General features: G+C 60.2%; 24 protein-coding genes and 4 pseudogenes. 16 read left to right on the plus strand and 12 right to left on the minus strand.

The genetic code is table 11. The features are described 5' to 3' along the window. Positions 1 to 10: 10 nt before the first annotated feature. From F759_RS0107475 to F759_RS43985, 5 genes and pseudogenes are all read left to right on the plus strand, one after another. Entirely contained in the window at positions 11 to 937 is a 927-nt protein-coding gene (locus F759_RS0107475; protein ID WP_027799300.1) for a LysR family transcriptional regulator, read from the plus strand. A gap of 164 nt (positions 938 to 1101) precedes the next feature. After that, positions 1102 to 1260: pseudogene (locus F759_RS40685) on the plus strand (tyrosine-type recombinase/integrase); the annotation flags it as partial. Positions 1261 to 1276: 16 nt separating this feature from the next. Continuing rightward, positions 1277 to 2446, plus strand: a pseudogene (locus tag F759_RS37395) (IS91 family transposase). Between the two features lie 736 nt (positions 2447 to 3182). Continuing rightward, the gene (locus tag F759_RS43980) at positions 3183 to 3677 is read left to right on the plus strand and encodes a hypothetical protein (RefSeq protein WP_244438796.1); all 495 of its coding nucleotides are present in this window, start codon (positions 3183 to 3185) and stop codon (positions 3675 to 3677) included. 184 nt (positions 3678 to 3861) lie between these two features. Next, complete coding sequence (locus tag F759_RS43985; RefSeq protein WP_244438797.1) at positions 3862 to 4746, plus strand: hypothetical protein; 885 nt, start codon at positions 3862 to 3864, stop codon at positions 4744 to 4746. Positions 4747 to 5139: 393 nt separating this feature from the next. Here F759_RS43985 and F759_RS0107505 read toward each other — a convergent pair whose 3' ends face one another. Then, positions 5140 to 5493, minus strand: coding sequence for a cupin domain-containing protein (locus F759_RS0107505; protein WP_027799304.1), 354 nt, complete (start codon positions 5491 to 5493; stop codon positions 5140 to 5142). Between the two features lie 646 nt (positions 5494 to 6139). On the opposite strand from F759_RS0107505, the pseudogene tnpC reads away from it, so the two are divergent. Beyond that, positions 6140 to 6739 (plus strand): annotated as a pseudogene (tnpC, locus tag F759_RS37410) (IS66 family transposase); the annotation flags it as partial. Positions 6740 to 6999: 260 nt separating this feature from the next. Here the strand turns inward: tnpC and F759_RS0107525 are convergent. The 7 genes from F759_RS0107525 to F759_RS0107555 form a co-directional block, all read right to left on the minus strand. Beyond that, positions 7000 to 8181: an aminotransferase class V-fold PLP-dependent enzyme gene (locus F759_RS0107525; RefSeq protein WP_027799306.1), complete on the minus strand. Its 1182-nt coding sequence runs from the start codon at positions 8179 to 8181 to the stop codon at positions 7000 to 7002. Between the two features lie 332 nt (positions 8182 to 8513). Beyond that, on the minus strand, positions 8514 to 9842 hold the full coding sequence (locus F759_RS0107530) for an NAD(P)/FAD-dependent oxidoreductase (protein ID WP_027799307.1): 1329 nt from the start codon (positions 9840 to 9842) through the stop codon (positions 8514 to 8516). A 302-nt stretch (positions 9843 to 10144) separates the two neighbouring features. Beyond that, positions 10145 to 10921 carry an amino acid ABC transporter ATP-binding protein gene (locus F759_RS0107535; protein WP_027799308.1) on the minus strand — a complete coding sequence of 259 codons (777 nt, stop codon included), beginning with the start codon at positions 10919 to 10921 and terminating at the stop codon, positions 10145 to 10147. Between the two features lie 7 nt (positions 10922 to 10928). Continuing rightward, positions 10929 to 11585 carry an amino acid ABC transporter permease gene (locus tag F759_RS0107540; RefSeq protein WP_027799309.1) on the minus strand — a complete coding sequence of 219 codons (657 nt, stop codon included), beginning with the start codon at positions 11583 to 11585 and terminating at the stop codon, positions 10929 to 10931. Positions 11586 to 11814: 229 nt separating this feature from the next. After that, positions 11815 to 12621: an ABC transporter substrate-binding protein gene (locus F759_RS0107545; RefSeq protein WP_027799310.1), complete on the minus strand. Its 807-nt coding sequence runs from the start codon at positions 12619 to 12621 to the stop codon at positions 11815 to 11817. A 251-nt stretch (positions 12622 to 12872) separates the two neighbouring features. After that, positions 12873 to 14366, minus strand: coding sequence for an aldehyde dehydrogenase family protein (locus tag F759_RS0107550; protein ID WP_027799311.1), 1494 nt, complete (start codon positions 14364 to 14366; stop codon positions 12873 to 12875). Between the two features lie 354 nt (positions 14367 to 14720). Next, positions 14721 to 15305 (minus strand): cupin domain-containing protein, encoded by a 585-nt coding sequence (locus F759_RS0107555; protein ID WP_244438798.1) that lies wholly within the window; start codon positions 15303 to 15305, stop codon positions 14721 to 14723. A gap of 53 nt (positions 15306 to 15358) precedes the next feature. On the opposite strand from F759_RS0107555, the gene F759_RS42040 reads away from it, so the two are divergent. The 6 genes from F759_RS42040 to F759_RS0107580 all read left to right on the plus strand — a co-directional run bounded on the left by F759_RS42040 (position 15359) and on the right by F759_RS0107580 (position 20785). After that, on the plus strand, positions 15359 to 15544 hold the full coding sequence (locus F759_RS42040) for a hypothetical protein (protein ID WP_154670906.1): 186 nt from the start codon (positions 15359 to 15361) through the stop codon (positions 15542 to 15544). 122 nt (positions 15545 to 15666) lie between these two features. Further along, on the plus strand, positions 15667 to 16551 hold the full coding sequence (locus tag F759_RS0107560) for a GNAT family N-acetyltransferase (protein ID WP_027799313.1): 885 nt from the start codon (positions 15667 to 15669) through the stop codon (positions 16549 to 16551). Positions 16552 to 16557: 6 nt separating this feature from the next. Then, complete coding sequence (locus tag F759_RS0107565) at positions 16558 to 17481, plus strand: 2-hydroxyacid dehydrogenase (RefSeq protein ID WP_027799314.1); 924 nt, start codon at positions 16558 to 16560, stop codon at positions 17479 to 17481. 51 nt (positions 17482 to 17532) lie between these two features. Then, complete coding sequence (locus tag F759_RS0107570; RefSeq protein WP_027799315.1) at positions 17533 to 19011, plus strand: NAD-dependent succinate-semialdehyde dehydrogenase; 1479 nt, start codon at positions 17533 to 17535, stop codon at positions 19009 to 19011. 2 nt (positions 19012 to 19013) lie between these two features. After that, positions 19014 to 20006: a M14 family metallopeptidase gene (locus F759_RS0107575; RefSeq protein WP_209440478.1), complete on the plus strand. Its 993-nt coding sequence runs from the start codon at positions 19014 to 19016 to the stop codon at positions 20004 to 20006. Between the two features lie 284 nt (positions 20007 to 20290). After that, a complete protein-coding gene (locus F759_RS0107580) occupies positions 20291 to 20785 on the plus strand; it encodes a cupin domain-containing protein (protein WP_244438799.1) in 495 nt (164 codons plus the stop codon). Between the two features lie 107 nt (positions 20786 to 20892). Here the strand turns inward: F759_RS0107580 and F759_RS37415 are convergent. Beyond that, positions 20893 to 21255, minus strand: a pseudogene (locus tag F759_RS37415) (hypothetical protein); the annotation flags it as partial. A gap of 742 nt (positions 21256 to 21997) precedes the next feature. On the opposite strand from F759_RS37415, the gene F759_RS0107595 reads away from it, so the two are divergent. Both F759_RS0107595 and F759_RS0107600 read left to right on the plus strand, forming a co-directional pair. After that, positions 21998 to 22942 (plus strand): metallophosphoesterase family protein, encoded by a 945-nt coding sequence (locus F759_RS0107595; protein WP_027799318.1) that lies wholly within the window; start codon positions 21998 to 22000, stop codon positions 22940 to 22942. An 87-nt stretch (positions 22943 to 23029) separates the two neighbouring features. After that, positions 23030 to 23323: a cupredoxin domain-containing protein gene (locus tag F759_RS0107600; protein ID WP_244438802.1), complete on the plus strand. Its 294-nt coding sequence runs from the start codon at positions 23030 to 23032 to the stop codon at positions 23321 to 23323. Positions 23324 to 23536: 213 nt separating this feature from the next. Here the strand turns inward: F759_RS0107600 and F759_RS42830 are convergent, their stop codons facing one another. From F759_RS42830 to F759_RS0107615, 3 genes are all read right to left on the minus strand, one after another. Then, positions 23537 to 23704 (minus strand): hypothetical protein, encoded by a 168-nt coding sequence (locus F759_RS42830; RefSeq protein WP_154670907.1) that lies wholly within the window; start codon positions 23702 to 23704, stop codon positions 23537 to 23539. Positions 23705 to 23813: 109 nt separating this feature from the next. Continuing rightward, positions 23814 to 24134, minus strand: coding sequence for a DUF4148 domain-containing protein (locus F759_RS0107610; RefSeq protein WP_027799320.1), 321 nt, complete (start codon positions 24132 to 24134; stop codon positions 23814 to 23816). 137 nt (positions 24135 to 24271) lie between these two features. After that, on the minus strand, positions 24272 to 24517 hold the full coding sequence (locus tag F759_RS0107615) for a DUF4148 domain-containing protein (protein ID WP_027799321.1): 246 nt from the start codon (positions 24515 to 24517) through the stop codon (positions 24272 to 24274). Positions 24518 to 24786: 269 nt separating this feature from the next. Here F759_RS0107615 and F759_RS0107620 point away from each other — a divergent pair, with 269 nt between their 5' ends. Both F759_RS0107620 and F759_RS0107625 read left to right on the plus strand, forming a co-directional pair. Then, positions 24787 to 25326, plus strand: coding sequence for a sigma-70 family RNA polymerase sigma factor (locus F759_RS0107620; protein ID WP_027799322.1), 540 nt, complete (start codon positions 24787 to 24789; stop codon positions 25324 to 25326). After that, positions 25326 to 26114, plus strand: coding sequence for an anti-sigma factor family protein (locus tag F759_RS0107625; protein WP_036023833.1), 789 nt, complete (start codon positions 25326 to 25328; stop codon positions 26112 to 26114). Before F759_RS0107620 ends, F759_RS0107625 begins: the two co-directional genes overlap by 1 nt. Positions 26115 to 26763 lie beyond the last annotated feature (649 nt).

Below are 26763 nucleotides of genomic sequence, written 5' to 3' on the forward strand. Positions count from 1 at the left end.
TAATCATTTAATGAATCCACAAAATGTCCAGTCGCTCTGGCCGCACATCCATTCGCTGACGGTACTCGCCATGACCGCGAGTTTCACGGCCGCCGCACAGCGGCTGGGGATCAGCAAGGCTGCGATGAGCCAGCGCATCGCCGATCTCGAGGAGGCCGCCGGCGTGCCGCTCGTGCGTCGGACAACGCGTAGCGTNAGGCTCACAGAGGCAGGGCAGACGCTCGTCGATAGCACGCGCGAGGCCTACGAGACGATCGAGATGAACTTCGCGCGCGTGAAGGACCTGGCCGGCGAGCCGCGCGGCCTCGTGCGCGTGACGGCGCCCGTTGCGCTCGGCCGGCAGCAGATCGTGCCGTTGCTGCCAGCGTTCATCGAACGATATCCCGGGGTACGGATCGAGCTGGAGCTGTCGGACCGGCTGTTTTCGCTGTCGCAGGAGGGCTTCGATCTCGCGATTCGTCACACGACGACCGCGCCGCAGACACACGTGGCCTGGACGTTGTGCGAGACACGCTCGCTGCTCGTCGCCAGCCGGGACTATCTGGCGCGACGCGGTACGCCCGAACATCCGAACGCGCTCGTCGATCACGACTGTCTGTGCTATCTACGCGGCAACGAGCCGACAGCATGGAGCTTCGAGCCGCGCGACCGGCGCAAAAGCCGGGTCAGCGTACCGGTGCGCGGCTGCTTCGCGGCGAACAACAGCGAGGCGATGCGGGAAGCTGCGCTCGGCGGGCTCGGGATCGCGCTGCTGCCGGATTTCAGCGCACAGAACGACATCAACGCAGGCAACCTCGTGCCGCTGCTTGACGCATGGCGGCCGTCGGGTGCGTTCGGCGATCATATCTTCGCGATCCGGCCATACAGCCCGATCGTGCCGAGCGCGGTGCGCGCACTGGTGAAGTATCTACGCGAGCGATTATCGGGAGGTTTTTGATTGCCTTGGGCAGGCGCATTCACACGGTGCATGGGGCTAACCGACGCCGTTGACACATTTATTTCGCACCCTGCATGCCCTTGCGCAGCTAGGCCTTGCCGCACGCGGTGGAACGCCGCAGGGGCAAAGTGACACGTTTACTGTCGCAACGTTGACAGATTTAATACGTTCTACGTCTGCTGGAACAGAAAGTCGACATCCGTGTCATCCAGGTATTGCTGGGCCACAAGAAGCTGGAGACAACCGCGCTCTATGCGCAGGTCGCGACCGACCTGCTGCGCGAAGTGATCAGTCCGCTGGAGAAGCTGAACAGCAACGGCTGAACGGCGGCCCACCGCCGTGCCGGAAGTCGCGGACATCTTCCGCGCCCATGGGTCTGCGTGGCGACAGACCGTACAGCTGCGCCTGGGACAGCTGAAGGTCATGTCGGCGATTGAACAGTGCCGCAGCGCGGCGCTGGGAGGACATGTGTTGCGCTGTTCCGGCTGCGATCAGATCGAGGTCGCCTACAACTCCTACCGTAACCGCCATTGCCCGAAGTGCCAGGCAAGCGCCGCACACCGGTGACTCGAGGCACGTCAGGCCGATCTGCTGCCGGTCGAGTACTACCACGTCGTCTTCACACTACCTGCGGCGATCAGCGCGATCGCCTGTATAACAAGTCGATCATCTACGGGCTGCTCTTCGACGTCGCCGCCGAAACCCTGCGCACGATCGCTGCCGATCCAAAGCATCTGGGCGCGCAGATTGGCGCGACCCTGGTACTGCATACGTGGGGTTCTGCGCTCACACACCATCCTCACGTGCACGGCATCGTTCCCGGTGGAGGCCTCGCGCGTAATGGTGAGCGGTGGGTCGCATGCCGGCCCGGCTTCTTCCTGCCAGTACGCGTGCTCTCGCGGCTGTTCCGGCGCCGTTTCCTGGAAGAGCTCACCCACGCGTATCGCCAGGGCAAGCTGCGGTTCTTCGGTGATCACGCCGCACTTGCCGATCCCGCTGCCTTCGCGCGGTGGCTCGCGCCGCTGCGCGCATGCGAATGGGTCGTATATGCGAAGCGGCCGTTCGCAGGACCAGAAGCTGTGCTTGCGTATCTGTCGCGCTATACGCATCGCATGGCCATCTCCAACCAGCGACTCATCGCGCTCGACGAGCGCGGCGTGACCTTCCGCTGGAAGGACTATCGGGCCAGCGGTCGTACACGCCACAAGACGATGACGCTCGCGCCCCAGGGAGTTCATGCGGCGCTTCCTGCTGCATGTGCTGCCCGAAGGCTTCCGCCGCATCCGCCATTACGGTCTGCTCGCCAACCCGGTGCGGCGGCAGAGCCTCGCAACGATACGCGCGTTGCTGCGCGCTCCGGCAACCACTGCCGCCAGTGACGACGCGTCAGCCCACACAACGGCACCGCCATTCGTCTGCCGGCACTGCGGGGCGCCGATGGTCATCCTCGATATCCTGCTGCGCAGCTACCCGATTCGCGCGCCACCTCGGTCCCGAGGTAAGGCGTGAACCAGAATGACCAGGCATCATCAGTCCGACTGTCGGCTCTTAGGCAACGAGCGCCAACAGGAGACGCTCGTGTGCATCTCACCCGGCAGAGGTTGCCGCCTGTTGAGAATCCCGACAGAGGCGCTGTGCGACAGCATCGCTATTACAACGGCATCAATCCAGCCCCGGCTTCAGCTCATCAACGTGTGATCAACCGGGCCGCGCGATCACTTCAATCGCCATAGCCGCATCGGTACACTCCGCGGTTTCCTCCCTCGAGCGTTGTCCAACACCTGCCCACATACGCCGCTGCGGAGTCACGCGTCCGCAGACATGGGCAGACATCGAACAACGCTTAACAATAGCGGTCTCTCCTATAGAACTAACCTTGAGCCGCTGCCGGCGAAGTCTAGCGCTCATCCGTGACTGCATTCCGGTACGGTCTTCCCGAGCAACTCGCACGATGCGGCTCTGACTTCCTGATCTACGATTAGCGAACAGGCTCCATATAATTCGGACACGGGCTGCTGGATCAGAGTAGCGGCTGCTGACATCACTTAGAGAATCAAACTATGAACGAAGCCTGGATTCTTCAAGCCTCTGAAATTCGGCGGCCGTTTTCGCGAGCGACCTGGGTACCCCTTCGTGCGTCGCTCAATAACGAGAAGGGCAACGTGACGGAAGTGGGGTATGTCAGCGACGTATTCGCTTGCGGCTCCGTTGCTTTTCCCAAGCATCATCACGAGCTACCGAGCGTTTGAGTTGGAGCGACATCGGCATCGGGCACACCGTAGCACCGTATGCGTACTCGGACGGCCATTACTCGCCGATCGACGAGTATCAGTACAACGACAAGGAGCCTCTTGGGGTCAACCTCGTTTTCGAGCATTCGCAGCCCGTGGTCGGTCGCCCGCAGTGGATCCTGAATCCGGACCTGGTGGTCGCGCTTCGCCTCATTAAGGAGGGGCCGAACTGGGTCAGGCCGAAAGAGGACTTTGTCGTGGTCGCCAGGGAGACGGTGGACAGTGATGGCAGCCATCGCCTGATAGAGATCAAGCGCGAATTTCTGATGGACTATCTAGCTGCGCGGGGTCTTTCCCTGCGTCTGTCCTATTACCGCCAGCGCGTCGAGAACGTGGTCGACCTCAAGGACAGCCCCTATGCCGGTCTGAACGAGATCCAGGAGCAGCGTGAAGGTGGAAGGTACGAGCTGCGCATCAAGAAGCTGAACGCCGTGTTCGGCGGCAGCTAGGCGTCGTTTCGTATGTGGCGAACCGACGTCGACGAGGAGGAAGACGCTCCGGTCATGGGGCCTGAGACGAACGATAAAACCGCCTCAGAGAGCGCCAGGGGCCATCGAAGCGGCTACCCCGGCGTGCGTGTCGAAGGCGACTTCTGGCGCGATGAGTTGATCGAACATCAGGAAAAGAGCACACGTGTGCGCGGGGACGAGGATCAGAATCTGCCGTACTTCATCGCCGACACTGACGGCTCGCGCAAGTTCTCGGCCAGAGCTCAACAACGAAGACATCGGACGGTGGCTCTGGTTCCGCCCGTCCGCGGTCAATGAGCTTCTGAGCCATCGAGGCTTCTCCCTGGAGTGGTACACGGCTGAAACCGGCGCAATCAAATCCCCTTCGGCGAATTCGACCCATTTCGGTGTCAACGCCTCGGAACTCATCACAGTCTATGCTTACGACATCGCCAAGCTGCCCGCATGGGAGCAGTTGCTCTGGGCCTTGAACAACGTTGCGCCGGAGGGGAAAGTCAGCGCGGAGCTCCTCGCCTCACAGGTTAAGGCGCAGCCAGCGGACACGAATGCCGTGGAGGAGATGCTGTTTGGGTGCATGCGGTGGCTGGAGACCGACTTCCGCAAGACGTTCGGTGTGTCGCTGTTTTCACATGAGATTGACGATGTGGCGTCGATGCAGCACGTCTCTCGCTTTTCGAGCAAAGACCAGGCGTCGCTCTTGCGGCTGGCCAAGGAGCTCGTTCGCATCTTCTCCGACCGACTCGACGTGCGCTCTCTTCGAAAGCTGTCCAACCACCCCGACAAGGAGAAGCTGGGTTCTAACAAGTTGCTGCAGAACATTCTGGCACAGAATGCCGGAGAGGCTCTCGCACGCGAGGTCTTCGGTGCCATCGCTGGCGCCTACGATATGCGCCTTGGCGACGCACACCCGATGAGCTCCAAGATCGACGAAGCCCTTAAGCTCGCCGGCATCGACGGTTCGGCGTCGTATCTGCGGCAAGGCGAGCAGTTGATCCGCAACTTCGGCCACGCCCTTTGGTACACAGGGAATCTGCTTCCGAGGTCATGAGAAGAGCGGGGGATAAATAAAGCCGTCCGCTGTCGGACGCTGGTCGCCGTTGGCCCGCCGGTTCTGCTATGCCTCGTTATTGGGTCGGTACAGTGCCTGCAAGCGGTCACGGTCGACCTATACGGGCGTAAATCTGTCCGCTGCATCCCGCCTTGTAAGGATGTCTATCGTGTCGCTCGCCGACGTTCCAACGGGTTCGCGGCCCTTCTCGCAGCAAGCACTGCGCACGGGCCGTCGACGACAATAGCCGGCCGAGAACCACAACCCTAACTCGGAAACTTCTCACTGCGGTATCGAGCCAAGCTGTGCTACGGTCGCTGCCGGCGCTTTGTGCAACCAGCCGCGCCCATTCTGCATCCCGCACTGGATCCGCGTTGCGGAGCAAGGCCATGTTCATATATACACGACCCAGATCTTGCGCGTGGTCTCAATGCAGCGCCAGACGCCGGTGAAGTCCGGCTTCATGACAAACGCGTCGCCAGGGCGAACAAGCACTGGCTGCTTCCCGTCTTCCGTCAGTTCCGACAGACCTGAGAGGATGTAGCAGAACTCCCAAGTCCCGCCCTTGATGGACCGGTAAGTACCGGGCGTCGTCTCCCACACGCCTGTGCGCACCTTCTCGTCTGAAGAGCTGTCGACGTCCCAGTTCTTAAACTGAGGCTCACCTTCGATCAGGCGCTCCGGCAAGGGAGCGCCATCGCGCGAAGCGCCCAGGTCGTCGACTGTGAAGAATTTCAGATTGTTCATGAACGTTTGTCCTATTTGATGTAAGAAAAAATCGCGCCTGCAGAGAATCGAATCGCGCCGGTCGATTAGTATCTCTAAATTATATTCTCGTAGTTATAAAGACTGCGCCGTTTATTACAATTTGTGCAGTAACGTCTGATTCTTCCTTCGCTAATCTGAACGGCCCTCTGCGATCCGGACGTTCGACAGACGCAGTGCAACGAGAGTGCCATCGAAGGAACCTGAGCCGACGGCGTTGGTGGCAGTGTCACCGATGAAGCAGCAGTCCACACGACTGGCACAAACGCCGACGGTGTGCTCGCGATCTCGATCGACACGCTCTCGGTGACCGTCGGCGTTCTGGCGACCCGCTCGTGCTCTACTTGCGCTTCGGTCTTCCGCGCGATCCAGCCGCGAAGCACGTTCAAATTGAGGTCGTGCTCCATTGCCGTCCTGGCGATCAAGACGCCAGGCTGCAGACAAAGCTGCACAAGCTCATCGCGAGCAGCATCGTCGTATTCACGACCGCCCTCTCGCTTCCGGGCGGTCACCGATCGGCTAAGCCGTAAGCGCCCGGCAAAGGCACGGTATAGCCTGTTCAGACCGGGAGCGGCCGCCAGTGATGCGGCAGTAATTGGACGATGTGGTCGGCCCGATGAGTTGAAGCGGCGACGTCTTCGAAGCGGCATGCTGGGATCACGCGAGGAGGTACATATACGACGTTCACGAGCGTACGCCGACTGCGGATACCCAGAAACTGCTCGAGATGATCGGCGAGCTCTACAGCATCGAAGCCGACATTCGCGGCAAACCTCCCGATGAGCGGTTGCGTGTGCGGCAGGAGAAGAGCAAGCCTCTGCTCAACACGTTCGAATCGACGATCAGGGCCAAGCTTGCGACGCTGTCGAAGAAGTCTACGCTCACGGGCGCGATCAACTACTCGCTGAACCACTGGGCGGCGCTCACGTTCTATTGCGACGACGGACGCGCCGAGATCAGCAATGTACTCGCAGAAAATGCCCTGCGTTGTGTCGCTCTGGGCAGGAAGTACTACCTGTTCGTCGGCTCCGACAGCGGTGGTGAGCGTGCGGCAGCGATGTACAGTCTCATCGGTACGTGCAAGCTCAACGAAGTCAACCCACGTGCCTACCTCGAATAGGTGCTTACTCATATTGCGGACCACAAGGTCAATCGCATCGACGAACTGCTTCCCTGGAACGTGGCCGACAAACTGAAGCTGGCCGCTCCGCTCACGTCCAACGTTTGACCGCGTAGATCCAGATAGATCGTGGCCACGATCATGGAACGATCTTCACGTGGTCTACGCCAGACCTACCCACGCTCTCACATCATGCTCCACGCGCGCGCGAATCGGGGACGGGCCCTGCCGAGCCGCTTACGGAAAAACTGCCGACCGGATCCTGAGATTGTCGCTTTTGAGGCATGAGCCTGGAGACTCGAAAGCCATTTTTCCGCGTCAAGTCCGCGACGTGATGGCGTGCGTATGTTGCCAGCGAAACGGCCGGCTCAGTCAGCATCTTTTGCGGCCGCGTGCAGCGTATCGACGAATGCATCTAGGTCCGCTTCATTCATGTAGATATGCGGCGACACGCGCAGACCTTCCAACTGGCCAACGCGCCGGTACTTAACATGAACCGAGAACGATTGCCGCAAAGTACGCTCGAGGCGCGCGGCATCAATGCCGTCGATCGAAAAGAGGCTCACCGCGCCCAGCGTGTCCGCATCCAGCGGCGTGTGAATGCGCAAGCCGTTAATGTCCGCCGCGCGTGCGGTCCAGTAGCGGGTGAGCGCACTTAACCTCGCATGAATGTTTGCGACGCCGATCGCCTGATGAAAGCGAATCGCCGGCTCGATGCCGGCCTGCAACGCCGAGTTATAGGTGCCTAGATTCCAATGATCGAACTTGTCCACCGTGTCGGGCGCGGCATCGAACGGGGCGAGCAATGGCCAGGTTTCGCATATGCGTTGTCGATTGATGATCAGCATGCCGTTCCCGATGGGCGCGCCGAGCCATTTATGCAGGCTCGTTACGAAGAAATCGCAGCCCAGCTCGCAAAAGCTGATGGGCATCTGCGCGAAAGATTGCGCTGCGTCAACGATGGTAATGATGCCGCGCTCCCGTGCAAGCGCGCACAGGCGAGCGACCGGCAACACTCTGCCTGTCCAGTGAATCATATGCGTCAGGTGCAGCACGCGCGTGGCAGGACGGAATGCGGACGAATAGGCGGCGACGATTTCTTCATCACTTGCGAGCAGATCGAACGCCACCGTGTCGACGACAATGCCCTCGCGCGTCTGACGCTGTTGCCAGCCGGCGAGTGCGCTCGGATAGTCCCACGGCGACACGAGCACCCGCTCGCCGGCCGACAACGGGATGCCGAAAATCGCAACGCTAAGCCCTTCACTTGCATTCCGATTGAGTGCTATCTCTTCGGCGGAGCAATTGGCGAGCGTGGCTAACTGCCTCTTGATGTCCGGAAGCTTTGCGTCGAGGCCAGTCCACATATTGACGTCGGGATTTTTGCCGACGAAGCGGTAGGCTTCGATGACCGCCTGCTGGACAACGAGCGGCGGCGGACTCACGGATGCGTTATTCAAATTGAGCAGTGGGTGCTGCAGGGGATACGACTCGCGCACTCGTACCCAGTCCACGGCGGTGCTTGTTTCACCAGAAATACGTCCAAGCATGTCTTTCGTCCTGTTCTAGTCGCCGCGGCGGCGCATTCAAGTAACCTTCTCAAAACGCTCGCCACGGCTCATTGTCAAAGAATTCATACGGCTGCTCTGCGTGACCGCGTCCTCGTGGAAATGGTCATCGATGGTCGTCGTGCTGATGGACGCCGCAGAATGACACGCGGTTCATCTCGCTGCAGCGTGGCACGAGCGACCGCGGCCAAGCGGGGATCCGGCCGGCACGAACGCAGGTTCCGACGACCACCCATCCGCTGCGGTAGCCTGCGAACAGCCTGTCGCCGCGGAAACGGTGCACAGACCGACAACCTGCGGTCAAAGTCTGGCTATCACATCATTTCCGGTACCTTCAAGGAACTGCCATCTGTAAAGCGGCCCAAACGGTAAGGCGAGATATCCAACAATGGTTTGGCTCCGGTCACCATATCGGCGACAAGTTCTCCTGCCGCCGGGCCCAATCCAAAGCCATGACCACTGAACCCGGTCGCGACATAGAAGCCGGGAAGTTCTGAAACATCGGAGATAACGGGAATGAGATCGGGTGTCGTATCAATAGCACCGGCCCAGGCGTGCACAACGCGCATGTCGGAAAACTCCGGAATGGCGCGCTTCACACTATCCAGGGCAACTTTCACAAATTCGAGATCGGGCTTCGGGTCCAGCACGCGGCAGCGTTCGAACGGCGAAACCTCGTCAAATTGCCAGGTCGCCGATGCCTCGGGACCTTCGAACCAGGCCTTTGAAAGGCGGTACTTCAGCTTTTTGCGGATGTCATTTTGGTAATTGCTGTAATACCTCAACGCGTTCTTAAGGCCAAGCGGCGCGAGGTCGATGCGGCCAAAACCCGGAACGGCCAGCGTGTATGCGCCGTCAAGACGACGACGCAGTGCAAAACCCGGCCCGGCGAAGCAACCATTGACCACGTTCGCTGCGACAGACGTACGCATGGCCGTTCCCACAACGTTTACTGCTACAAGCTCAACGTTGTGGCGCTTGCAAAAACGTGAACTCCAGGCGCCCCCAGCGCATACCACTCTGCTCGCCTTGATCAGGCCGCGTTCGGTCCACACACCGCTGACACGCCCTGCACTGAGATCCAGGCCGCGTGCTGCGCAGTTCTGGTAGAGCAGGGCACCGTGACGCTTCGCCCCCTCAGCAAGAGCGGGTGCCGCGCGCGAAGGCTCAGCGCGCCCGTCGTCGGGCGACCAGACGCCACCCGCGTACCGCGGACCGCCACGCGGAGCGCGGCTGTTTATCTCGGTCGAGCTGAGCAAATGACTGACAAAGCCGACCTCACGCGCCCGCCTGCACCAGGCGTCCCACTGCGCGATGCTTTTTGCGTCGGCGCTGGCATAAAGAATACCTTCGCGGCGAAAGCCCAGGTCGATCTGGAGTTCATCCCGTAATTCGCTCCAACGACGAAGGCTGCGCATGGCAAGCGGCAGTTCGAAGATGTCGCGGTTCTGCTGGCGGACCCAACCCCAGTTGCGCCCCGATTGCTCGCCACCGACAACACCTTTGTCAACCAGGGCGACGGAAACACCCCGTCGCGCCAATTCATAGGCGGTAGCAGTCCCGACAATTCCAGCGCCAATCACGATCACATCGGCGGCGCCTGAAAATTCCGGCGTGTCATATACCTCTTCAACTCTAAGCATTTCAGGTTTCCATCGTTCACTCAGCCCAGCAACAGGCCAAGACAAGATCAATAACCGCACGACATGCGGACTACTACGCCGGTCAACGCTTCGTTGGCAAAGGGCTTTGAAGACTGGCCATCACGACTTCAGCGCCGCCTTCGCGCACGGTGCTCTCCAGCGAACTCGGACTGGCGCACGTGCCGCAGGCAGCACCGGATTGCGGTCAGCAGCGTATGCCAACCAGCCCTTACAGCCGTTACCCGTCCACGCCAGCGTTCTTTATGCCGGTCTGTTTTCTCCTGGGCGCTACAAGCGCCCATTCATGCCACGGCTTCTGTCCCGCCGTTATCCTCGTGCGGATCCTCGACGCGGTGCGTAAGGACGTGGCGCAGAAACTCCCGGGTGCGCGCTTCGCGTGGCGCGCCGAGCACCTGCTTGGCACTGCCTTCCTCGATAATGAGCCCTGTGTGCAGGAAGCACACGCGGTCGGCCACTTCGCGGGCGAAGCCCATCTCGTGCGTGACGACCAGCATCGTCATACCTTCGCGAACCAGCGTGCGCATGACGCCCAGCACTTCACCCACGAGCTCGGGGTCGAGCGCAGAAGTCGGTTCGTCGAAGAGCATCGCCTTTGGCTTCATCGCGAGCGACCGCGCGATCGCGACCCGCTGCTGCTGGCCGCCCGACAGTTGATGCGGATACGCGTCGAGTTTCTGGCCAAGGCCGACCTTGTGCAGCAAATCGATCGCCTCGCGCCGCGCTTGCGCAACGGGCTCGCGCTTGACATGCACGGCCCCCTCCATCACGTTCTCTATCGCAGTACGATGTGGGAACAGGTTGAAGCGCTGGAAAACCATACCTACCTGGGTGCGAAGCTGATTGATATGGCGCGAGCGCTGCTCAACCACTTGATCCAGAAGCTTGATCTCGCCCGAATCGTATGACTCGAGAGCATTGATGCATCGAAGGAGCGTTGACTTGCCGGAACCCGACGCTCCGATCAGACACACCACCTCGCCTTGTTCCACTTTCAGCGTAATTCCCTTGAGCACCGGCACACCACCGAAGCTCTTGTGCACATCCGTAATTTCGATCATCGCAATCTCACTTGACCTTGTGTTTTCCGAAGCGCCGTTCCAGCAACTTTGTCAAACTCATCAACGGAAGACTCATGGCGAGATAGCCGATCGCCACGAGCGTATAGACCGTCAGGTTCTGAAAGGTCGCTGCCGCAATCAGCGCCCCTTGGTGCGTCATCTCAGCAACGGTAATTGTGGAGGCAAGAGACGAATCCTTGACCATTGACACAAGCGTATTGCTATAAGGCGGCAATGCGACCTTGATAGCCTGCGGGAGAATCACCCGGGTCATGGTTTTGATGCGACCCATACCGATCGACTGCGCCGCCTCGTACTGGCCCTGATCCACCGACTCGATACCTGACCGGATAATTTCCGCGACGTACGTGGAATAACCAAATGCCAGACCAACGATGCTCGCTTGCAAGGCGCTCAGCTGGATATGAACCGAGGGCAATACAAAGTAGATGTAGAACAGGAGCACGAGCATCGGCAGTCCGCGAACCACGTTGATCAATGTGGTGGCCGCGCGCCTGACCGGCGCATGCCGTGACATCTTCAGAAGCGCCCAGACGAGACCCAGCGCAGTGCTGAGAATCAGGCAGCTAACTGTGATAAAGACGGTCATCCCGGCTCCTTGAAGCAGTATCGGGACAAACTCGACTATGTCGCTCCAACGCATGATTCGCCTTTTTAATAATCGTTACACTGTATGACGGCACCCATCCTCATCGTAGCTATCGATACCAGATGATTGTGCAAGCTACGCCCAGACATTCAGGCAACCGTCCGTCTCCATATTCCGCGACCGCATTCATGCACATCTCTCGGGCTGCGTCAGGGGTGCGGCAGGACCTGGCGCAAGACGCACGTCGCTATACGCCCATGCAAATCGAGCGACAGTCCGCATGCTAATTCACGAACTTCCACTTCTTCAGAATCTTGTCCAGCGTTCCGTCTGCCTTGATTTTGGCCAGCCCATCGTTGATCTTCGAAAGCAGCGCGGTGTTGCCCTTCTTGACTCCAAATGCGATCGGCACCTTTCGGATCGGCACGAAACTATCGACCACGCGCGTGCCCTGCATCGTACCGGCCGCTTCCTGGGCCTTCAGGATCGGATAGTCATTGAACGCTGCGGTAATACGACCCAACGCAACATCACGCACGATATCCGCTCCGCTGTTGTACAACCTGACCTCCTGGAAGATGCCAAGCTTCATGAGTTCGTCTGCGATGTCCTCGCCGGTGCCTGCTCCGACGATGGTCCCCTTCAGATCCTGAACTGTGCGGTAGTTGTGCTTATCGGAAGCGTTGACAATGATCCCCTTTCCGAACTCTGTCACTGGTTGAGAGAAGTCAATCACCTCTGCACGCTTTGGCGTGGGAGTCATGCCCGCAACGATGACATCTATCTTGTCGGAGAGAACCGACTGGATCAATGCGGGGAAAGGGATGACGTCGAACGACACGTCGAAACCTTCGCGCTTGCCGATTTCACGAAACACATCCGGCATGAGCCCTTCGATCTCATGCGTTTTCAGATCCAGGAAGGCGTTAGGAACGCTGGACGGCGTCGTCCCAGCGGAAACCTTGATTGCAGCTGCGTTTGCGTTACCGGCTCCGAATGCCATTGACATTGCAACGGCGGCGGCAACGAAAATGCGCTGGACGAAACGAGCATGCGTACCCGAAGCACATTGCGACGTATATCGATACATGACTGATCCTTAACGAAACTTCTTCAGACAAGTGCGGTAAAAGCATACGCACGGGTCACCCGACGGCCTTACGCCGATGGAAAGCACTACCAAAAGCATTCACCACCACATCAACCGACTCCAAACCAGATTCCTAGCTGTCGTTCGCGCTCCTACGTCTGCGCGTACGTTCACCTTTCGTCTTGACGGTGTACTGCCCGTCACAGTGGAAGCCTCGTGCTGGCCATCGAACTGCCAGTGATAGCGCCGTTTTACATCCGATCGAAGTCGATCAGCACGCTCTTGAAGCGCAGGCTGGCTTCCAGCGCCTGGCGTCCGAGATCTTTGCCGATACCCGATTGCTTGAATCCCCCCGTTGGAATGATCATGTCGCTGCTGCGGCCGTAGCGGTTAATCCAGACGGTACCCGCCGCGATACGGCGCATCGCACGCAGCGCCTGCCCGATGTCGCTCGTGTGAACGCCGGCGCATAGCCCATAAGTCGGGTGCCCGGCGAGCGCGATGCCCTCATCCTCTTCCCGAAACGTCTGAACGGTCAGGACCGGGCCGAACAGTTCTTCGCGCACCGCAGGCGTCGACTCTGTCACGTTAGCCAAAATCGTCGGCCGGTGGAAATAGCCATCGTCGGTGTCGTCGAAGTAACCGCCCCCGAAGATCACTTCGGCGCCGCTCGCGCGGCTTTCGCTGATCAGCGACTCAATCCGCTCTGCCTGGCCCCGGCTGATGATCGGGGAGTAGCTGGTCGTGCCGTGCCATAGCGGTCCCGGCTTAATTCCCGCCAGCTGCATCCGCACCGCGTCGAGTAGCGGTTCGGCGATCCGTTCGTGCACGATAAGCCGCGTACCAGCGACGCACGCCTGGCCGCCGTTGCTTGTAAAGCCACGCGCGATGCAACCGGCCGTGTGCGCCAGGTCAGGCACCGTCTCGAACACAAGCTGGGGGCTTTTGCCGCCAAGCTCTAGCGTAACGGGCTTCGTCCCATGCAGGGCTGCGTCACTCATGATCGCCGCGCCGGTGCGGGTCGAGCCGGTGAAACTGATCTTCGAAATATCCCGGTGGCGGATGAGTGCGGCGCCGGTCGTCGTGCCATGGCCGTTCACCACATTGAAGATGCCGGACGGCATGCCAGCTTCGATCGCGAGTTCCGCAAGGCGCAGCGTGGAGAATGGCGTCAATTCCGACGGCTTCAGCACGACGGCGTTACCCGCCGCTAGTGCGGGTCCGCATTTCCAGGAGCACATCGACAGCGGGAAATTCCACGGAGTAATCGCGCCGATCACGCCATAGGGCTCGGATGCCACGAATCCCACACTATCCCGGCGGGTCGCCGCAAAGTCGCCTCCAAGCTTGTCAGCAAGCTCTGCGAAGAAGCGGATCGCCTCCGCAGTAAACGGCACATCGGACGCATACGCTTCGGCTACCGGGCGCGTTGAACTGACGGCCTCAAGTTGCGCCAGCTCCAGTGCGTTCCGGTCGATGAGCTCCGCCCAGCGGGTCAACACCTTGGCGCGCTGACGCGGCGGCTGCGTTGCCCACCCACTGCTCTTCCATGCTTGCAGGGCGTTGCTCACCGCATGGTCGACAGTGACTGCGGATGCGTCGGGGACATAGCCGAGCAACTGGCCGTCGGAAGGGCGATAGACGGAGATCTGCGCTTCATCGGTCGAACAGTATGCACCTCCAATGAAATGTCCCTGCGGCAACGAGACAGTAGATGGATCGAAATCGAGTGACGGGTTGGACATGGTCGCCTGCTCTAAACACACCGTGAAGCGCCGACATGAGTTGCTGTTTCCAGACGTCGCCGCAAGTCGCGAGGCCTGTCATCGCGCTATGGGCGATGAACAGGCGTCAGATGTGGTTCATTATAGTGAACAAAAAATGAATTGCCAGTGATCAAAAAAGAAATGTCGAAAGTTTTCGTGGTGCAGTGCAGAAGGATTTTCCGCGCCCGAGCCGGCTGACAACCGATGAAAGGCTGCCCCTGCGCCAGCGCTGACGTGAGAGGGCCGCGCGCCGAGCACGCAGCATTGCCGTGGAAGGAAATGGCAGCGATGTTCGGCGAACGGATGCTGGAGCGCGCTCGACAGCGCCACGCATCAGAAATGGACGACCGGCGGCTGGGTGTTGATGAGCCACAGCAGACGAGCCGTCTTGCCGCTCTCGTTACGTACGCTGTGCGGCACTGTGCTCTTGAACTGGAAGCTGTCGCCGGCGTGCAGCTCGGCGCGGTGGTCGCCAACGTTCAGCACCACCGTGCCTTCGAGCACCAATCCTCCTTTCTCACCCACCCCGACGAGCACTTCATCTGAGCCTGTGCCCGCCGGAAGCAGGATGATCATCATCCTAAGATCATGCTCACCGTGCGGCGACAGCAGTTCTTTCTGGATGCCGTGGTTGCCGACATCGAACACCGGCCGCTCGGCTGCCCTGCGCACGAAGTCGCCCACGTCTGGATCCGATACTGCGTCGTCCTCCTCAAGCAGTGCGCTGAGCGGTACTGACAGCGCCTGCCTCAAACGTTCCAGGATGCGCACCGACGGATTCGCCTTGTTGCGCTCGATCTGGCTCACGGTGCCGACCGACACGCCGGCGCGCATCGCGAGTTCGTTCACGGACAGCGCGTGAGCGGTGCGCAGGGCCCGCAGTCGAGCACCGACGTCGGCGTGAGTCAGCTCGGTCACGCTCTTTTTCCTGACCTGTGTTGGCTTCATATCATCCCTGTTGAAACTGTTCGGTGGTCATTCCCTATGCCTATGCCTATGCCTATGCCTATGCCTATGCCTATGCCTATGCCTATGCCTATGCCTATGCCTATGCCTGCGCACCCGCATTCGTTTGCTCGTGCGCCTGCTTTCGTTGTGGCCAGCCGACATTGGCAGTCGTCAGCAAAATGAATGCGGGAATCTCTTGCTCATTATAATGAATAATGCCATATTGCGCTGAACGCAGGGCGGTTGTTCAACGCACCACAAGAAGATCTTTTATGACAGCGCCGAAGGCTGCGCTGTCGCCGTCGACGATGTCCGTTATCAGGAGCGATCAGTGTCCGATTCACTGCCTAGCAAGGCACCTACCTATCGACCGTTCAGGTCCGACGATATCTCCGCCGCTCATGCGCTGTCTGCGACCATACGCTGGCCGCATCGTGCAGACGACTGGCGCTTCATGTTCCAAACCGGCAGCGGCTTTGTCGCAGAGGATAACGGCGCTGTGATCGGCACCGCCCTGTACTGGAAGTTCGGCGAGCACTACGGCACCCTGGGGCTCGTGATCGTGTCTGCGCAGGAGCAAGGACGGGGAATCGGTCGTCAGCTAATGGAGCAGGTCCTTGAAGCGCTTGGCAGCCGCACGACGTTTCTGTACGCCACGCCGGCCGGCAAGCGGCTCTATGAGAAGCTGGGCTTCGACAGCTGCGGCACCCTCGATCAACACCAAGGCACCGTCGGCAGTACCGCTGCGGTCGCGCCGACAGAAGGCTACCAATTACGCCCGCCGGTAGCCAGCGATCTGCCGAAACTGATCGAACTCGCGTCGCGCGGATGCGGATTCGATCGTAGCGCGGTTTTGCCAGCGCTGCTCGATGTCGCGCAGGGCGTAGTGCTCGAACGTGGCGGCGAACTGGCCGGTTTTTCGCTGCTGCGTCGCTTCGGTTCGGGGTACGCGATTGGCCCGGTCGTCACGACACCTTCGCCCGACGAGCAGCTTGCGAAGTCTCTAATCAGCTACTGGCTCGCAAAGCACGCCGGAGATGTGCTGCGCATCGATGTGCCGGGCGGCACAGGCATCAGCGACTGGTTGATCGCGCTCGGCATGACGCGCGTCGACTCGGTGACGAGGATGGTGCGCAATGCGCCTGCCCAGCTGTACAGCGGCGAACCCGATGCCGCGTATCGCATGTTCGGCATCATTAACCACGCTATGGGGTAAGCGACGATGACCCTTCTCTACAAGTCCGATCCAGTCCGTGGTGCAATCTGGGCCGAGCGCTTCGCCGATCTCGCGCCGGACATCCCGTTTCGCGTCTGGCCAGACATTGGCAATCCTGCGGCCATTCGCTATCTCGTCGCCTGGCAGCCGGACGACCTGGCCGCCACGCTGCCCGCTCTCGAAGTGGTGTTTTCGGTGGGTGCCGGCGTCGATCAACTCGATCTAACCCGTCTTCCGGCCCATTTGCCGGTGGTCCGGATGATAGAGCCCGGCATTGTCGACGGCATGGTCGAGTACGCAACCGAAGCCGTGCTGGCGATCCATCGGGACCTGTTCGACTATGCGCTGCAGCAACAGGCGCGCGTCTGGAAACCCATGCCGCTGCGGCCGGCCGCTTCGCGGCGCGTCGGCGTGCTGGGCCTCGGGGTGCTCGGGACCGCAGTGCTCGAACGGCTGCGACTCTTCGGCTTCGCATGCGCCGGCTGGAGCCGTTCGCCGCACGACATTGAAGGCGTCGAATGTTTCGACGGCGACGCCACGCTCGATGCGTTCCTTGCGCGCACCGACGTGCTGATCTGTCTCTTGCCCCTCACCGACGCCACGCGGGGCCTGCTCAATCGACGCGTGTTCGCAGCGCTTCCCAAAGGCGCGTCGATCGTGCATGTGGGCCGCGGGCCGCAACTTGTCATGGACGATCTGCTCGAGGCGCTGGAGCGCGGCCAGATCCACAGTGCGGTGATCGACGTGACCGATCCCGAGCCCTTGCCCGCCGAGCACCCGCTCTGGAGCCAGCCGCGCGTGCGGATCACGCCGCATATCGCAAGCGCAACGTGCGCCGTCACCGCCGTCGACGCAGTGCTGGACAATCTGCGCCGGCACCAGGCAGGTGAACGCATGATCGGCGAAATCGACCGGGCGCGCGGATATTGAGCTAACCGGATGACTCCCGGACAAGGCCAATCATGAACAGGAAATATTCCCATGAGCATGAATCTCGAACTGCAGGCACGAACGCTCATTCGTGACAACAACTTCATCAATGGTCAATGGGTCGCGGCAGCGGGTGGACGGCGCTTCGCGGTCACCGATCCTGCTACAGGGAAACTGGTCGCGGACGTAGCCGATAGCTGCCCGGCCGATGCACGAGCCGCAGTGGACGCCGCCGCTGCAGCGTTGCCGGGGTGGCGCGCCACGCTCCCCAAGGACCGCGCCGCTGTACTGCGCCGCTGGCATGCTCTCATTCTGGAGCAGCAGGATGCGCTGGCCGCGCTGATCTCTCTTGAACAGGGCAAGCCGCTCGCTGAAGGCCGCGGCGAGATCGTCTATGGCGCGTCATACGTCGCATGGTTCGCCGACGAAGCTACCCGCATCTACGGCGACCTCATTCCGCAGCAGCAGCGCGGCAAGCGCATGAGCGCGATCAAGGAGCCCATCGGTGTGGTGGCGGCAATCACCCCGTGGAATTTCCCGCTGGCGATGATCGCACGCAAGATCGCGCCGGCACTCGCCGCCGGCTGCACCGTGGTGGCCAAGCCTGCTGAAGATACGCCGCTGACCGCCATCGCGCTGGTGATGCTCGCGCATCGGGCCGGCGTACCTGACGGCGTGCTGAATCTGATTTCGGCATCGCGCGAGTCGGCCGTCGAAGCGGTGGGCGAATGGCTCGCCGATAGCCGCGTGCGAAAGATTACTTTCACCGGTTCCACCCCGGTCGGTAAGTACCTCGCGCGCGAGTCGGCGAACTCGCTCAAGAAGGCCTCGCTGGAACTTGGCGGCAACGCGCCGTTCATCGTATTCGAGGATGCCGATCTCGACGCCGCCGTGACGGGCCTGCTCGCGGCCAAGTTCCGCAATGGTGGGCAGACCTGCGTCAGCCCAAACCGGGTCTACGTGCAGCGCAGCGTGTATGCGCGGTTCTCTACCCTGCTTAGCGCAAAGGTCGCCGAACTGCGCGTCGGCCCCGCAAGCGACCCGGCGTCGCAGATCGGCCCGATGATCAACGTACGCGCCGTCGAAAAAATCGCGCGGCACGTCGAGGACGCGCTCGTGAATGGTGCGCTAGTACTGACCGGTGGCAGGCGCCTCGCGGAACTCGGGCCACACTACTACGCACCGACGGTGCTCGCCAACGCGACGTCGAGAATGCTCCTTTGCAATGAAGAGACGTTCGGCCCCGTCGTGCCGCTCTTCGCATTTGACACGGAGCAGGAGGCCGTGCAAGCCGCGAACGATACGCCGTTTGGCCTCGCATCGTACTTCTATAGCCAGGATGTGCGTCGCATCGATCGCGTGTCGCGGGCGCTCGAGGCGGGCATCGTCGGCATCAACGAGGGCGCGCTCGCGTCTGAAGCGGCGCCGTTCGGCGGCGTGAAGGAATCGGGCTATGGCCGCGAAGGCTCGAAGTATGGCCTCGACGACTATCTGTCCATCAAGTATCTGTGTCAGGGAGGACTGGAATAAAGATGGATACCTACCCGATCGAAGTCGACTTTCCCGATCTTGCCGCGCATGCCCCTGGCAATGATGGCGTCCCTTACGTCTATACGTTCGATTCTGGTGTGGCCGGCCCGCACGTGATGGTCAACGCACTGACGCACGGCAACGAGGTGTGCGGCGCGATCATCGTCGATGAACTGTTGCGCGCGCGATTGCGCCCGCGTCGCGGCCGGCTCACGCTGTCGTTCGCGAACGTGGCTGCCTATGCGCGTTTCAATCCCGCGATGCCGGACAACGCGCGCTTTGTCGATCAGGACTTCAACCGCGTCTGGACCGTCGCCAAGCTCGACGATCCCGCGACGCGCTCGTCGGAACTCGATCGTGCCCGTGAGATGCGGCCGGTGGTCGATAGCGTCGATCTGCTGCTCGACCTGCACTCGATGCACGAGAAAAGCGCGCCGCTGATCGTCGCCGGCCCGCTAAAAAAGGGCTCTGAGCTCGCGCTGCGCCTGGGCACCCCGGGCACGGTGATCTGCGACGAGGGCCACCCCGAAGGACGCCGGATGCGGGATTACAAAGGTTTCGGCGATGAAGCCAGTCCGAAGAACGCGCTTCTCATCGAGTGCGGCCAGCACTGGGAGACAAGCGCCGTCACGGTGGCTCGCGGCTGCACCGCGCGTTTTTTGCTGCTGGCAGGTGTCGTCGACGAAAGCGATCTGCCGCGCGGATGGCTTGTACCCCTGCACGACGAGATGCGTGTAGTGCGCGTGACCGAACCGGTCGTTGCGCGAAGCATGGAGTTTCGCTTCGCAGGGCCGTACACGGGCCTCGAAGTGTTGGAGGACGCCGGTACGGTGATCGGCTGGTCCGAAGGACAGGCCATCACCACGCCGTACGACAACTGTGTGCTCGTCATGCCGTCTCTGCGCCAGTTGCGGCCCGGCGTGACCGTGGTGCGGCTCGGCCGCATCGAACAGCGCATTGACCATTCCACTCTGAAACAGGAGAAAACAACGTGAAAGTGCAGCATAACCTACCGGGAGACGAGATGTCCGAACTGCAACGACTAGCGACGGTAAATAGCCGTCCTCGATCCTTCATTGACCTGAAAGCGTTCGCGTCGGACGCCAGCCAGGGCATCGCGTTGGCCGCTTCGCCGGGCGATCGCTTCCTGTCCAGCCGCCGCTTTGTGGATTTACCGCCGGGCCCTGTGACGGCCGGCGTCATTACGCTCGCGGCAGACAGTGGTGCAGTATCGTTACAACCGGCAGACGAGTTCGTCGTCGTTGCCGAAGGAACGATAATGTTCAGGCAAGCAGAACGGGTGTTGACGCTGAATGCCGGGAGCAGCGCCGTGATCCCGGAGGGCGCGTACTTTGCGTGGTCGACGCAGGGACCGGTATCGATCATCTTTATGCGTTATCAAGGCGCGCAGGGTACGGACGGCACCATCGTGCCGATCGACGACGCCCCGCAACTGGAGCCGTCGGGCACGCCGTCCGAAGAGTTGCTACTCACGCCTACGCCGCAGTGCCGCAATCAGACGGACTATCGTTCGCCCGATGAGCAGTTTAACTGCGGGACGTGGGATTCGACGCCCTATCACCGAGTCGCAATGCTTTACCACCATCACGAGCTCATGCATCTGCTCGAAGGCAGCGTGACGTTCGTGGACGAAACAGGTCGCGGCGCGACGTTCTCGCGCGGCGACATTTTCCTCGTTGAGCAAGGCGCGCAGTGCAGCTGGGAAAGTCGCGAGCACGTCGCAAAGGTCTACGCGACCTATCGCCCCGCATAGCGCCGCCAATCGTCCGCGAATCACACCCCTGGTGTAGCGTCGCCCGCAGGCAGTCCATGTCTGCGGGCTTTTTTACGCGGCAGCGCGGTTGTGCACTCACGCAAATGCAGCGAGATCACGATCCTCTCGTAGTTCGGTTCGAAGCCATAAAGCGACGCCGCGAGTCGCGTTGCCACCGCGTGGCGGATAAGCAGTAATGGAAGGCTTAGTCCCGCCCAAAGGCGTATCCATTCGGCGGGCGCGAGCGCCCAGTGGCGGCGCTGGTAGATAGTCTGTAGAGCCAGTGGAAAATGCAGAGCGGCCGAGCCATACAACAGGATCGTTCCGGGTACGCTATGCCAGAGTGATATCGCCATTGTGAGCCCCTGCCCAGCAAGATTCAGAGACCAGATCCCAAGGGCATGGTTGATCAGGTGGAGAAAAACGTAGATCAGCACGATCACGCCCGATCCGAATTGCAAACGGCGCACAAACTGTTTCACCTTCGCCCTCTTAATGTTAGACGTGTAGAGAACGGCCGTTAGAAGTCGAGAAACAGTCGGCAGTGTCTAACTGGAACTACGCATTCGTCGCTGCTGGCGTCCGTTTCAACGTCCTTCGGCAATTGCGTTATCGCATCACGCAACGTTAGTTTTACTTAGTAGACGCCAGATCCGCTGCCGTTGCTGGTTGTGTTTTTCTGAACGGAAGGCTGCTGCATCATGCGGGCACCCCGCTTCGCGAGCATCAGATTGAGTTCGGCCGTTCCCGTGCACATCGATCGGTCCAATGGAGACCTCGTTTCTAGGGTTGTGCGCGAGCCGACCCGACAAAGGCGACAGAAAATTGCGTCCATGAAGAATGTCCTTATTGCAGGCATCTGAGTGTGTTGTGGAGATGCACTGAGTAGACGCGGATTCGTCTCTGGATATTCCTGGACTTTCAAAAAAGCCATTTCCCAGATCGATAACTCCGAAAACCGCCATCGACCGGCGTCGAAGTAGAAGCAGAAAGTACTCCACCACTTCTGATCACATCGTCCGCACGCGTCGACCGTTTGTAGTTAAATCGCGGCAGCTTCCACCAGCGGGACGAGCGGGCGCCCGGACGCATTCGTCGCGTTGAGCAGACGGGAATAAAACGGATGACGCGACAGTCTAGCTCTTGAACCCAGTCGCGAGGCCCGTTGGATGATCCAGCGATCCGCCTCCGTAACCTAGTCGTGAGGCCTATATGTCGTCAGATCTTCCATCCGATTCATCTCGTCGCGGCGCATTGAAATGTCTCGCCTTCGGCGGCGTTGGCACTGTATTTGTGCTGGCCGGCGGTGTTCTTACTCCAATGGAATTGGCTCTCGCCGCGACGGCGAAGAGCTCGTCGGCTGGAGCGGGCGTTCCTCTGTTTCTGCAGATCAGCGACAGTCATATCGGCTTCAACAAAGAAGCCAATCCTGATGTCGCGGGCACACTCAAGCAGACGATCGAATTCGTCAACGCGATGCCGATCAAGCCGGCGCTGACGATTCACACCGGAGACATTACCCATCTTTCCAAGCCGGAAGAGTTCGACCTCGCGGCGCAATTGATGTCGGGCCTGAATATCACGGAGTTGCATACGGTGCCTGGCGAGCACGACGTGACCGACGGGGCTGGAACCGAATACTTCAAACGTTTCGGTCAAGCATCCGACAACAAGGGCTATTACAGCTTCGATCACAACGGCGTGCACTTCGTCGGCCTCGTCAATGTGATGCATTTCAAGCCGAACGGTTTGGGGGGCCTTGGCGACGATCAGCTCGTCTGGCTGAAAAACGATCTGGAAGGCCGCTCGTCCAGCACGCCGATCGTTGTCTTCGCGCACATGCCGATGTGGACGATCTACGAACCGTGGGGCTGGGGTACTGGCGATGCCGGCCAGGCGTTGAGCTATCTGAAGCGCTTCGGTTCCGTAACCGTACTGAATGGGCACATTCATCAGATCGTGTCAAAGGTGGAGGGCAATGTCACCTTTCATACCGCGCGCTCGACGGCCTATCCGCAACCCACGGCGGGTAATGGACCGGGCCCCGGCCCGCTGAAGGTGGCCAGCGATCAGCTTCCGAGGATGCTTGGCGTGACCAGCATCAGGGTCATGCGCCATCCTCTGAGAGCGACGCTCGCGGACACGACCCTCGTCTGAATCGCCACACGGTACTTATCAACCAGGAACCATGTCATGCTAACCAAAATCTTTCGCCGCGCCGCCGCCGTCACTTTCGGGTTCGGAATGTTCATAGCGGCGTCTGCTGCTCTCACCGTCGTTCAGGCGCAGGAGCCCGATGCGGTCGTGATAAAGAACTTCATGTTCTCGCCGATGTCGCTCACCATCAAAGCCGGTTCGACCGTGACCTGGAAGAATCTCGATGGTGAACCGCATACGGTCGTCAACGACGCCGGAATCTTTCACTCGGCGGCGCTCGATCAGAACGACACCTTTCAGTTCAAGTTCGATAAACCGGGTGTCTACAAAGTGTTCTGCGGCATACACCCAACCATGAAAGAGACCATTACTGTGCAATAGACGCCCGCTGCGCGCGTTCGTGCCGCCAGAAGTTGCGCGACTGCCCCGCAAGAGAACGCGGGGCACGGCGTTCCAAGCTGACTGCGGGACGCTCGCGCGAGGCAGGAGCTTCGTTTCTCTGAAACTGAGGGCCACTGAGGGCGTCTGGATGACCATCGAAAGCTGAGGTGGGTCACATAGGAGCGGCTATCGAAGCGGCTGGCATGCCGTGGATCAGAGCGTCGCTGCAAGCGTTGGCTTGCGGCGAAGGTGCACGAAACCCTTGGCGTATCGAACCGCTTCACGCACCACCGTCACTGCCGCCGACATTGCGCAACCCTGTATGTCGAGCACTAGTGCGACGACCGGCCGAATGCGCAACACCGGATATCGCGTCGTCATGTGTAGCCCCAAGTGTGGAGTCGGGCAGGTACTGGCTGCTTGTCCCAAGCAGTCAGTACACGCCCGACTCTTTCGCAACCGGCGGATCGCTGCCAGACAGTGTGCCGACTCATGGCGTCGGCGGCATCTTTTCAGCCCGGCCTACGTCCGCGACCGCATCTCGTTCCGCTTGATGCTTAGCAGCCACCTTTGCCTCAGCAGCCTGAATATCCGCGGGATAGTCACTATCGTCGCCTTGGGACGGGTTATACCCGACCGCCTCGAGTTCTTCGAGCTCATGGCGCACTTCCGCTTGAGTGACCTGATGTGCGGCAGGCTCAGACCGTGTTTGCGCGTACACGCAGGATGAACCTGCCATCAGCACCGCGCCGGCGACAACGAGGATCCGTAATGGCCGGTCAACAACTCCGTCTAATGAATCAGATTTCACGTTAGTACTCCATATTGGTAAGAACTTCTGAACAGTCGGATTTGGCGTGGCGTCTATGTGATGATGGCGGTACCGCCACGACACAGATACGCACGTCCTGACACACCTTGGAAAACGAACCAACCCGAAACGTCACGTCAATCGATAGTGTTCTGCATACTTACCTGCCGCCGTTCCGCAAGATACTCCTGCTTCAATCGCGCGACCTGTGTCGTGAAGATCGGATTAACATCCGGGTACGATGTTTCGGTGACATAATTCAGGCCGTTGTTTTGCGCTTCGATCAATTCCTGATAGACCTCAGCGCGCGTCTTGCTCTGGGCAAATACGCCCGACGAAGCGAGAACGGCAAGCGAGGTCGCGGTGACAGCAAGCTTCTTCATTTTCGACTCCTGAGAGTGTTTTGCGATATGCGATGAGTAGACGCCGCGTTGCCACCGGATATTCCCGCACATCGAACAAAAATCGCTGCGCTGACCGATGACGGCCCGCGGACCGCATTGCGTGCTGCTGCTGTGCGTAAAATCGAAGCAAGCGTGCCGGATGGCGCACCTCGCCGTACGGAGCCATTCGCTGGTCCGGGAATAAAAGTAACGTTCCGGCGGTCTGCTCACTGTCGGTCACGGAATGCGTTTACTGCAGGGATTTGACAATGGCCGGTCCAGATACTGCGCGGCGCTTCGAAACGCTCCTTTTGCCTCATATGAATTCGGCGTTTAATGTCGCGCGATGGCTGACGCATAACGATCAGGATGCGCAGGACGTGGTGCAGGAGGCCTATATCCGAGCATTCAGGTTCTTTGGCGGATTCCGCGGCGAGGATGCTCGCGCGTGGCTGTTAAGCATCGTGCGCAATACCTTTTACACGTGGCATCAGCAGAACAGGGGGCACGCTGCTGATACGACGGAGTTCGAGGAAGACATGCATAGCCAGGAGACGACTACCGCTGACCGTGACGACAGTCCCGAAGCGATGCTCACCCGCAGCCAGAACCGGAAGCGGGTGCACGAGGCGTTGCAAGGACTGCGTCTGGAGTATCGGGAGGTGATCGTGTTGCGGGAGCTCGAGGAATTGTCGTACAAGGAAATCGCCGATATCGTGGGCATCCCGATAGGTACCGTGATGTCTCGCCTCGGGCGCGGACGCCAGCGGCTTGCGGCGCTGCTTGCACCGACGGATCAGGAGGCGTGATGGATCACGAACAGGCATTTGAACTGCTGCCGGGCTATGTCGACCAGGAGTTGAGCCTGTCGGAATCGCTCGCATTCGAGCGTCATCTTGCCGGCTGTGAGCATTGCCAGCACGCCTATCGGCAACAACGCAGCGTTAGTGCGCAGCTCAGGCAGGCGGATTTGCGCGTCGAGGCGCCGGATGAACTCGTCAAACGTATCAAGGCTGCGTTGCCAGTTCGGCGCTCGCTGTGGGAACGGCTCGTCGATCGGTTCAGTAACGGCACACGCGGGCGGTCATGGGGCCTGGCGCCGGTTGGCGCAATGGCTTTCAGTGTCATTGCGCTCGCCTGGAGCGCGGGTCTATACCTGTCGACCTCGTCGGGCGAGGCACGCCTGACTCAAGAACTGGTCGACGATCATATTCGGTCGTTGCAGTTCAATCACCTGTCCGATGTCATCTCGACCGACCGGCACACGGTGAAACCCTGGTTCGACGGGAAGCTGGATTTCGCCCCGCCCGTGGTCGACCTCGCGCAGCAGGGGTATCCACTGATTGGTGGCCGGCTTGATTACCTCAATGGGCGCACGGTAGCTGTGATGGTCTATCGTTACAAGCTGCATCCGATCAACCTCTATGTATGGCCGGGCAACGACGCCGGCGCACCGCCCCCTCGCATCGATGAGGAGAAAGGCTATCGCCTTGCTCATTGGAGTGCAGCAGGGATGAACTACTGGGCGATTACCGATGCCGGCGAAAGCGAACTGAACGGCTTCATTACCAATCTGCTCGCGCATCCCGCTTCGTAGCTGGCGTAGCGGAGTACCAGGCAACAAATCCATGCGTGAAGCGGCGAACCGGCGTCGCCTTTTTCTTCCGCTGTTCCTGATGTTGCCGGTGCCCGCCCCCCTGCTCTTTGCGCGCTCGCCCTTTCATGCGATCCATGCGTCCCTTCAACGCGATGCCAGGCATATCTCTTCGAATCTTCGCCGCGTTCACGTTTGCGCTGCCCACGCTCTATTTCAAGAAGCTGATCTACAACGCCGATTAGAACGTCGCCGGCGCCCGCCTCCTTTTCGCAACAACCCAGTCTGTTTCCCGCGTTCTACGCCTGGTCAACAACGGCCAGTGCTGCCCGCGCTAATAAGAGCGCTTGCCCACAAAGCAGATCATCGCTGCTCCTGATTTATCCGCCAATGTTGGATGCCCCACGGTTCTCCTAATACCATATTCGTAAAGTCAACAAAAAACAGACGTCATTAAAAGCGAAGAGAAAACCGCAAGCATCGATTGATCGATGCTACGGGGAGACCGCCTCAACCGGGGATACCAAACGCTCCATGACTCACGATGCGATAGCGCGCAGGCGCCCGCTTGTCATGGCGCCTCGGAGTCCAATCGATTGATTCGGACTAAAAACTTCTTACTCAGTACCTGCCACATCCCGGCGTCAATGTG

This window comes from Paraburkholderia dilworthii, assembly GCF_000472525.1.
Taxonomy (GTDB): Bacteria; Pseudomonadota; Gammaproteobacteria; order Burkholderiales; family Burkholderiaceae; genus Paraburkholderia; species Paraburkholderia dilworthii.

What these genes read in the sequence shown, in the direction of transcription:
- F759_RS0107505 (WP_027799304.1), bottom strand. Translation starts at nt 5,493, where the DNA reads ATGAACAATCTGAAATTCTTCACAGTCGACGACCTGGGCGCTTCGCGC.
- F759_RS0107525 (WP_027799306.1), bottom strand. Translation starts at nt 8,181, where the DNA reads ATGCTTGGACGTATTTCTGGTGAAACAAGCACCGCCGTGGACTGGGTA.
- F759_RS0107530 (WP_027799307.1), bottom strand. Translation starts at nt 9,842, where the DNA reads ATGCTTAGAGTTGAAGAGGTATATGACACGCCGGAATTTTCAGGCGCC.
- F759_RS0107535 (WP_027799308.1), bottom strand. Translation starts at nt 10,921, where the DNA reads ATGATCGAAATTACGGATGTGCACAAGAGCTTCGGTGGTGTGCCGGTG.
- F759_RS0107540 (WP_027799309.1), bottom strand. Translation starts at nt 11,585, where the DNA reads ATGCGTTGGAGCGACATAGTCGAGTTTGTCCCGATACTGCTTCAAGGA.
- F759_RS0107545 (WP_027799310.1), bottom strand. Translation starts at nt 12,621, where the DNA reads ATGTATCGATATACGTCGCAATGTGCTTCGGGTACGCATGCTCGTTTC.
- F759_RS0107550 (WP_027799311.1), bottom strand. Translation starts at nt 14,366, where the DNA reads ATGTCCAACCCGTCACTCGATTTCGATCCATCTACTGTCTCGTTGCCG.
- F759_RS0107565 (WP_027799314.1), top strand. Translation starts at nt 16,558, where the DNA reads ATGACCCTTCTCTACAAGTCCGATCCAGTCCGTGGTGCAATCTGGGCC.
- F759_RS0107570 (WP_027799315.1), top strand. Translation starts at nt 17,533, where the DNA reads ATGAGCATGAATCTCGAACTGCAGGCACGAACGCTCATTCGTGACAAC.
- F759_RS0107575 (WP_209440478.1), top strand. Translation starts at nt 19,014, where the DNA reads ATGGATACCTACCCGATCGAAGTCGACTTTCCCGATCTTGCCGCGCAT.
- F759_RS0107580 (WP_244438799.1), top strand. Translation starts at nt 20,291, where the DNA reads ATGTTCAGGCAAGCAGAACGGGTGTTGACGCTGAATGCCGGGAGCAGC.
- F759_RS0107595 (WP_027799318.1), top strand. Translation starts at nt 21,998, where the DNA reads ATGTCGTCAGATCTTCCATCCGATTCATCTCGTCGCGGCGCATTGAAA.
- F759_RS0107600 (WP_244438802.1), top strand. Translation starts at nt 23,030, where the DNA reads ATGTTCATAGCGGCGTCTGCTGCTCTCACCGTCGTTCAGGCGCAGGAG.
- F759_RS42830 (WP_154670907.1), bottom strand. Translation starts at nt 23,704, where the DNA reads ATGACGACGCGATATCCGGTGTTGCGCATTCGGCCGGTCGTCGCACTA.
- F759_RS0107615 (WP_027799321.1), bottom strand. Translation starts at nt 24,517, where the DNA reads ATGAAGAAGCTTGCTGTCACCGCGACCTCGCTTGCCGTTCTCGCTTCG.
- F759_RS0107620 (WP_027799322.1), top strand. Translation starts at nt 24,787, where the DNA reads ATGGCCGGTCCAGATACTGCGCGGCGCTTCGAAACGCTCCTTTTGCCT.
- F759_RS0107625 (WP_036023833.1), top strand. Translation starts at nt 25,326, where the DNA reads ATGGATCACGAACAGGCATTTGAACTGCTGCCGGGCTATGTCGACCAG.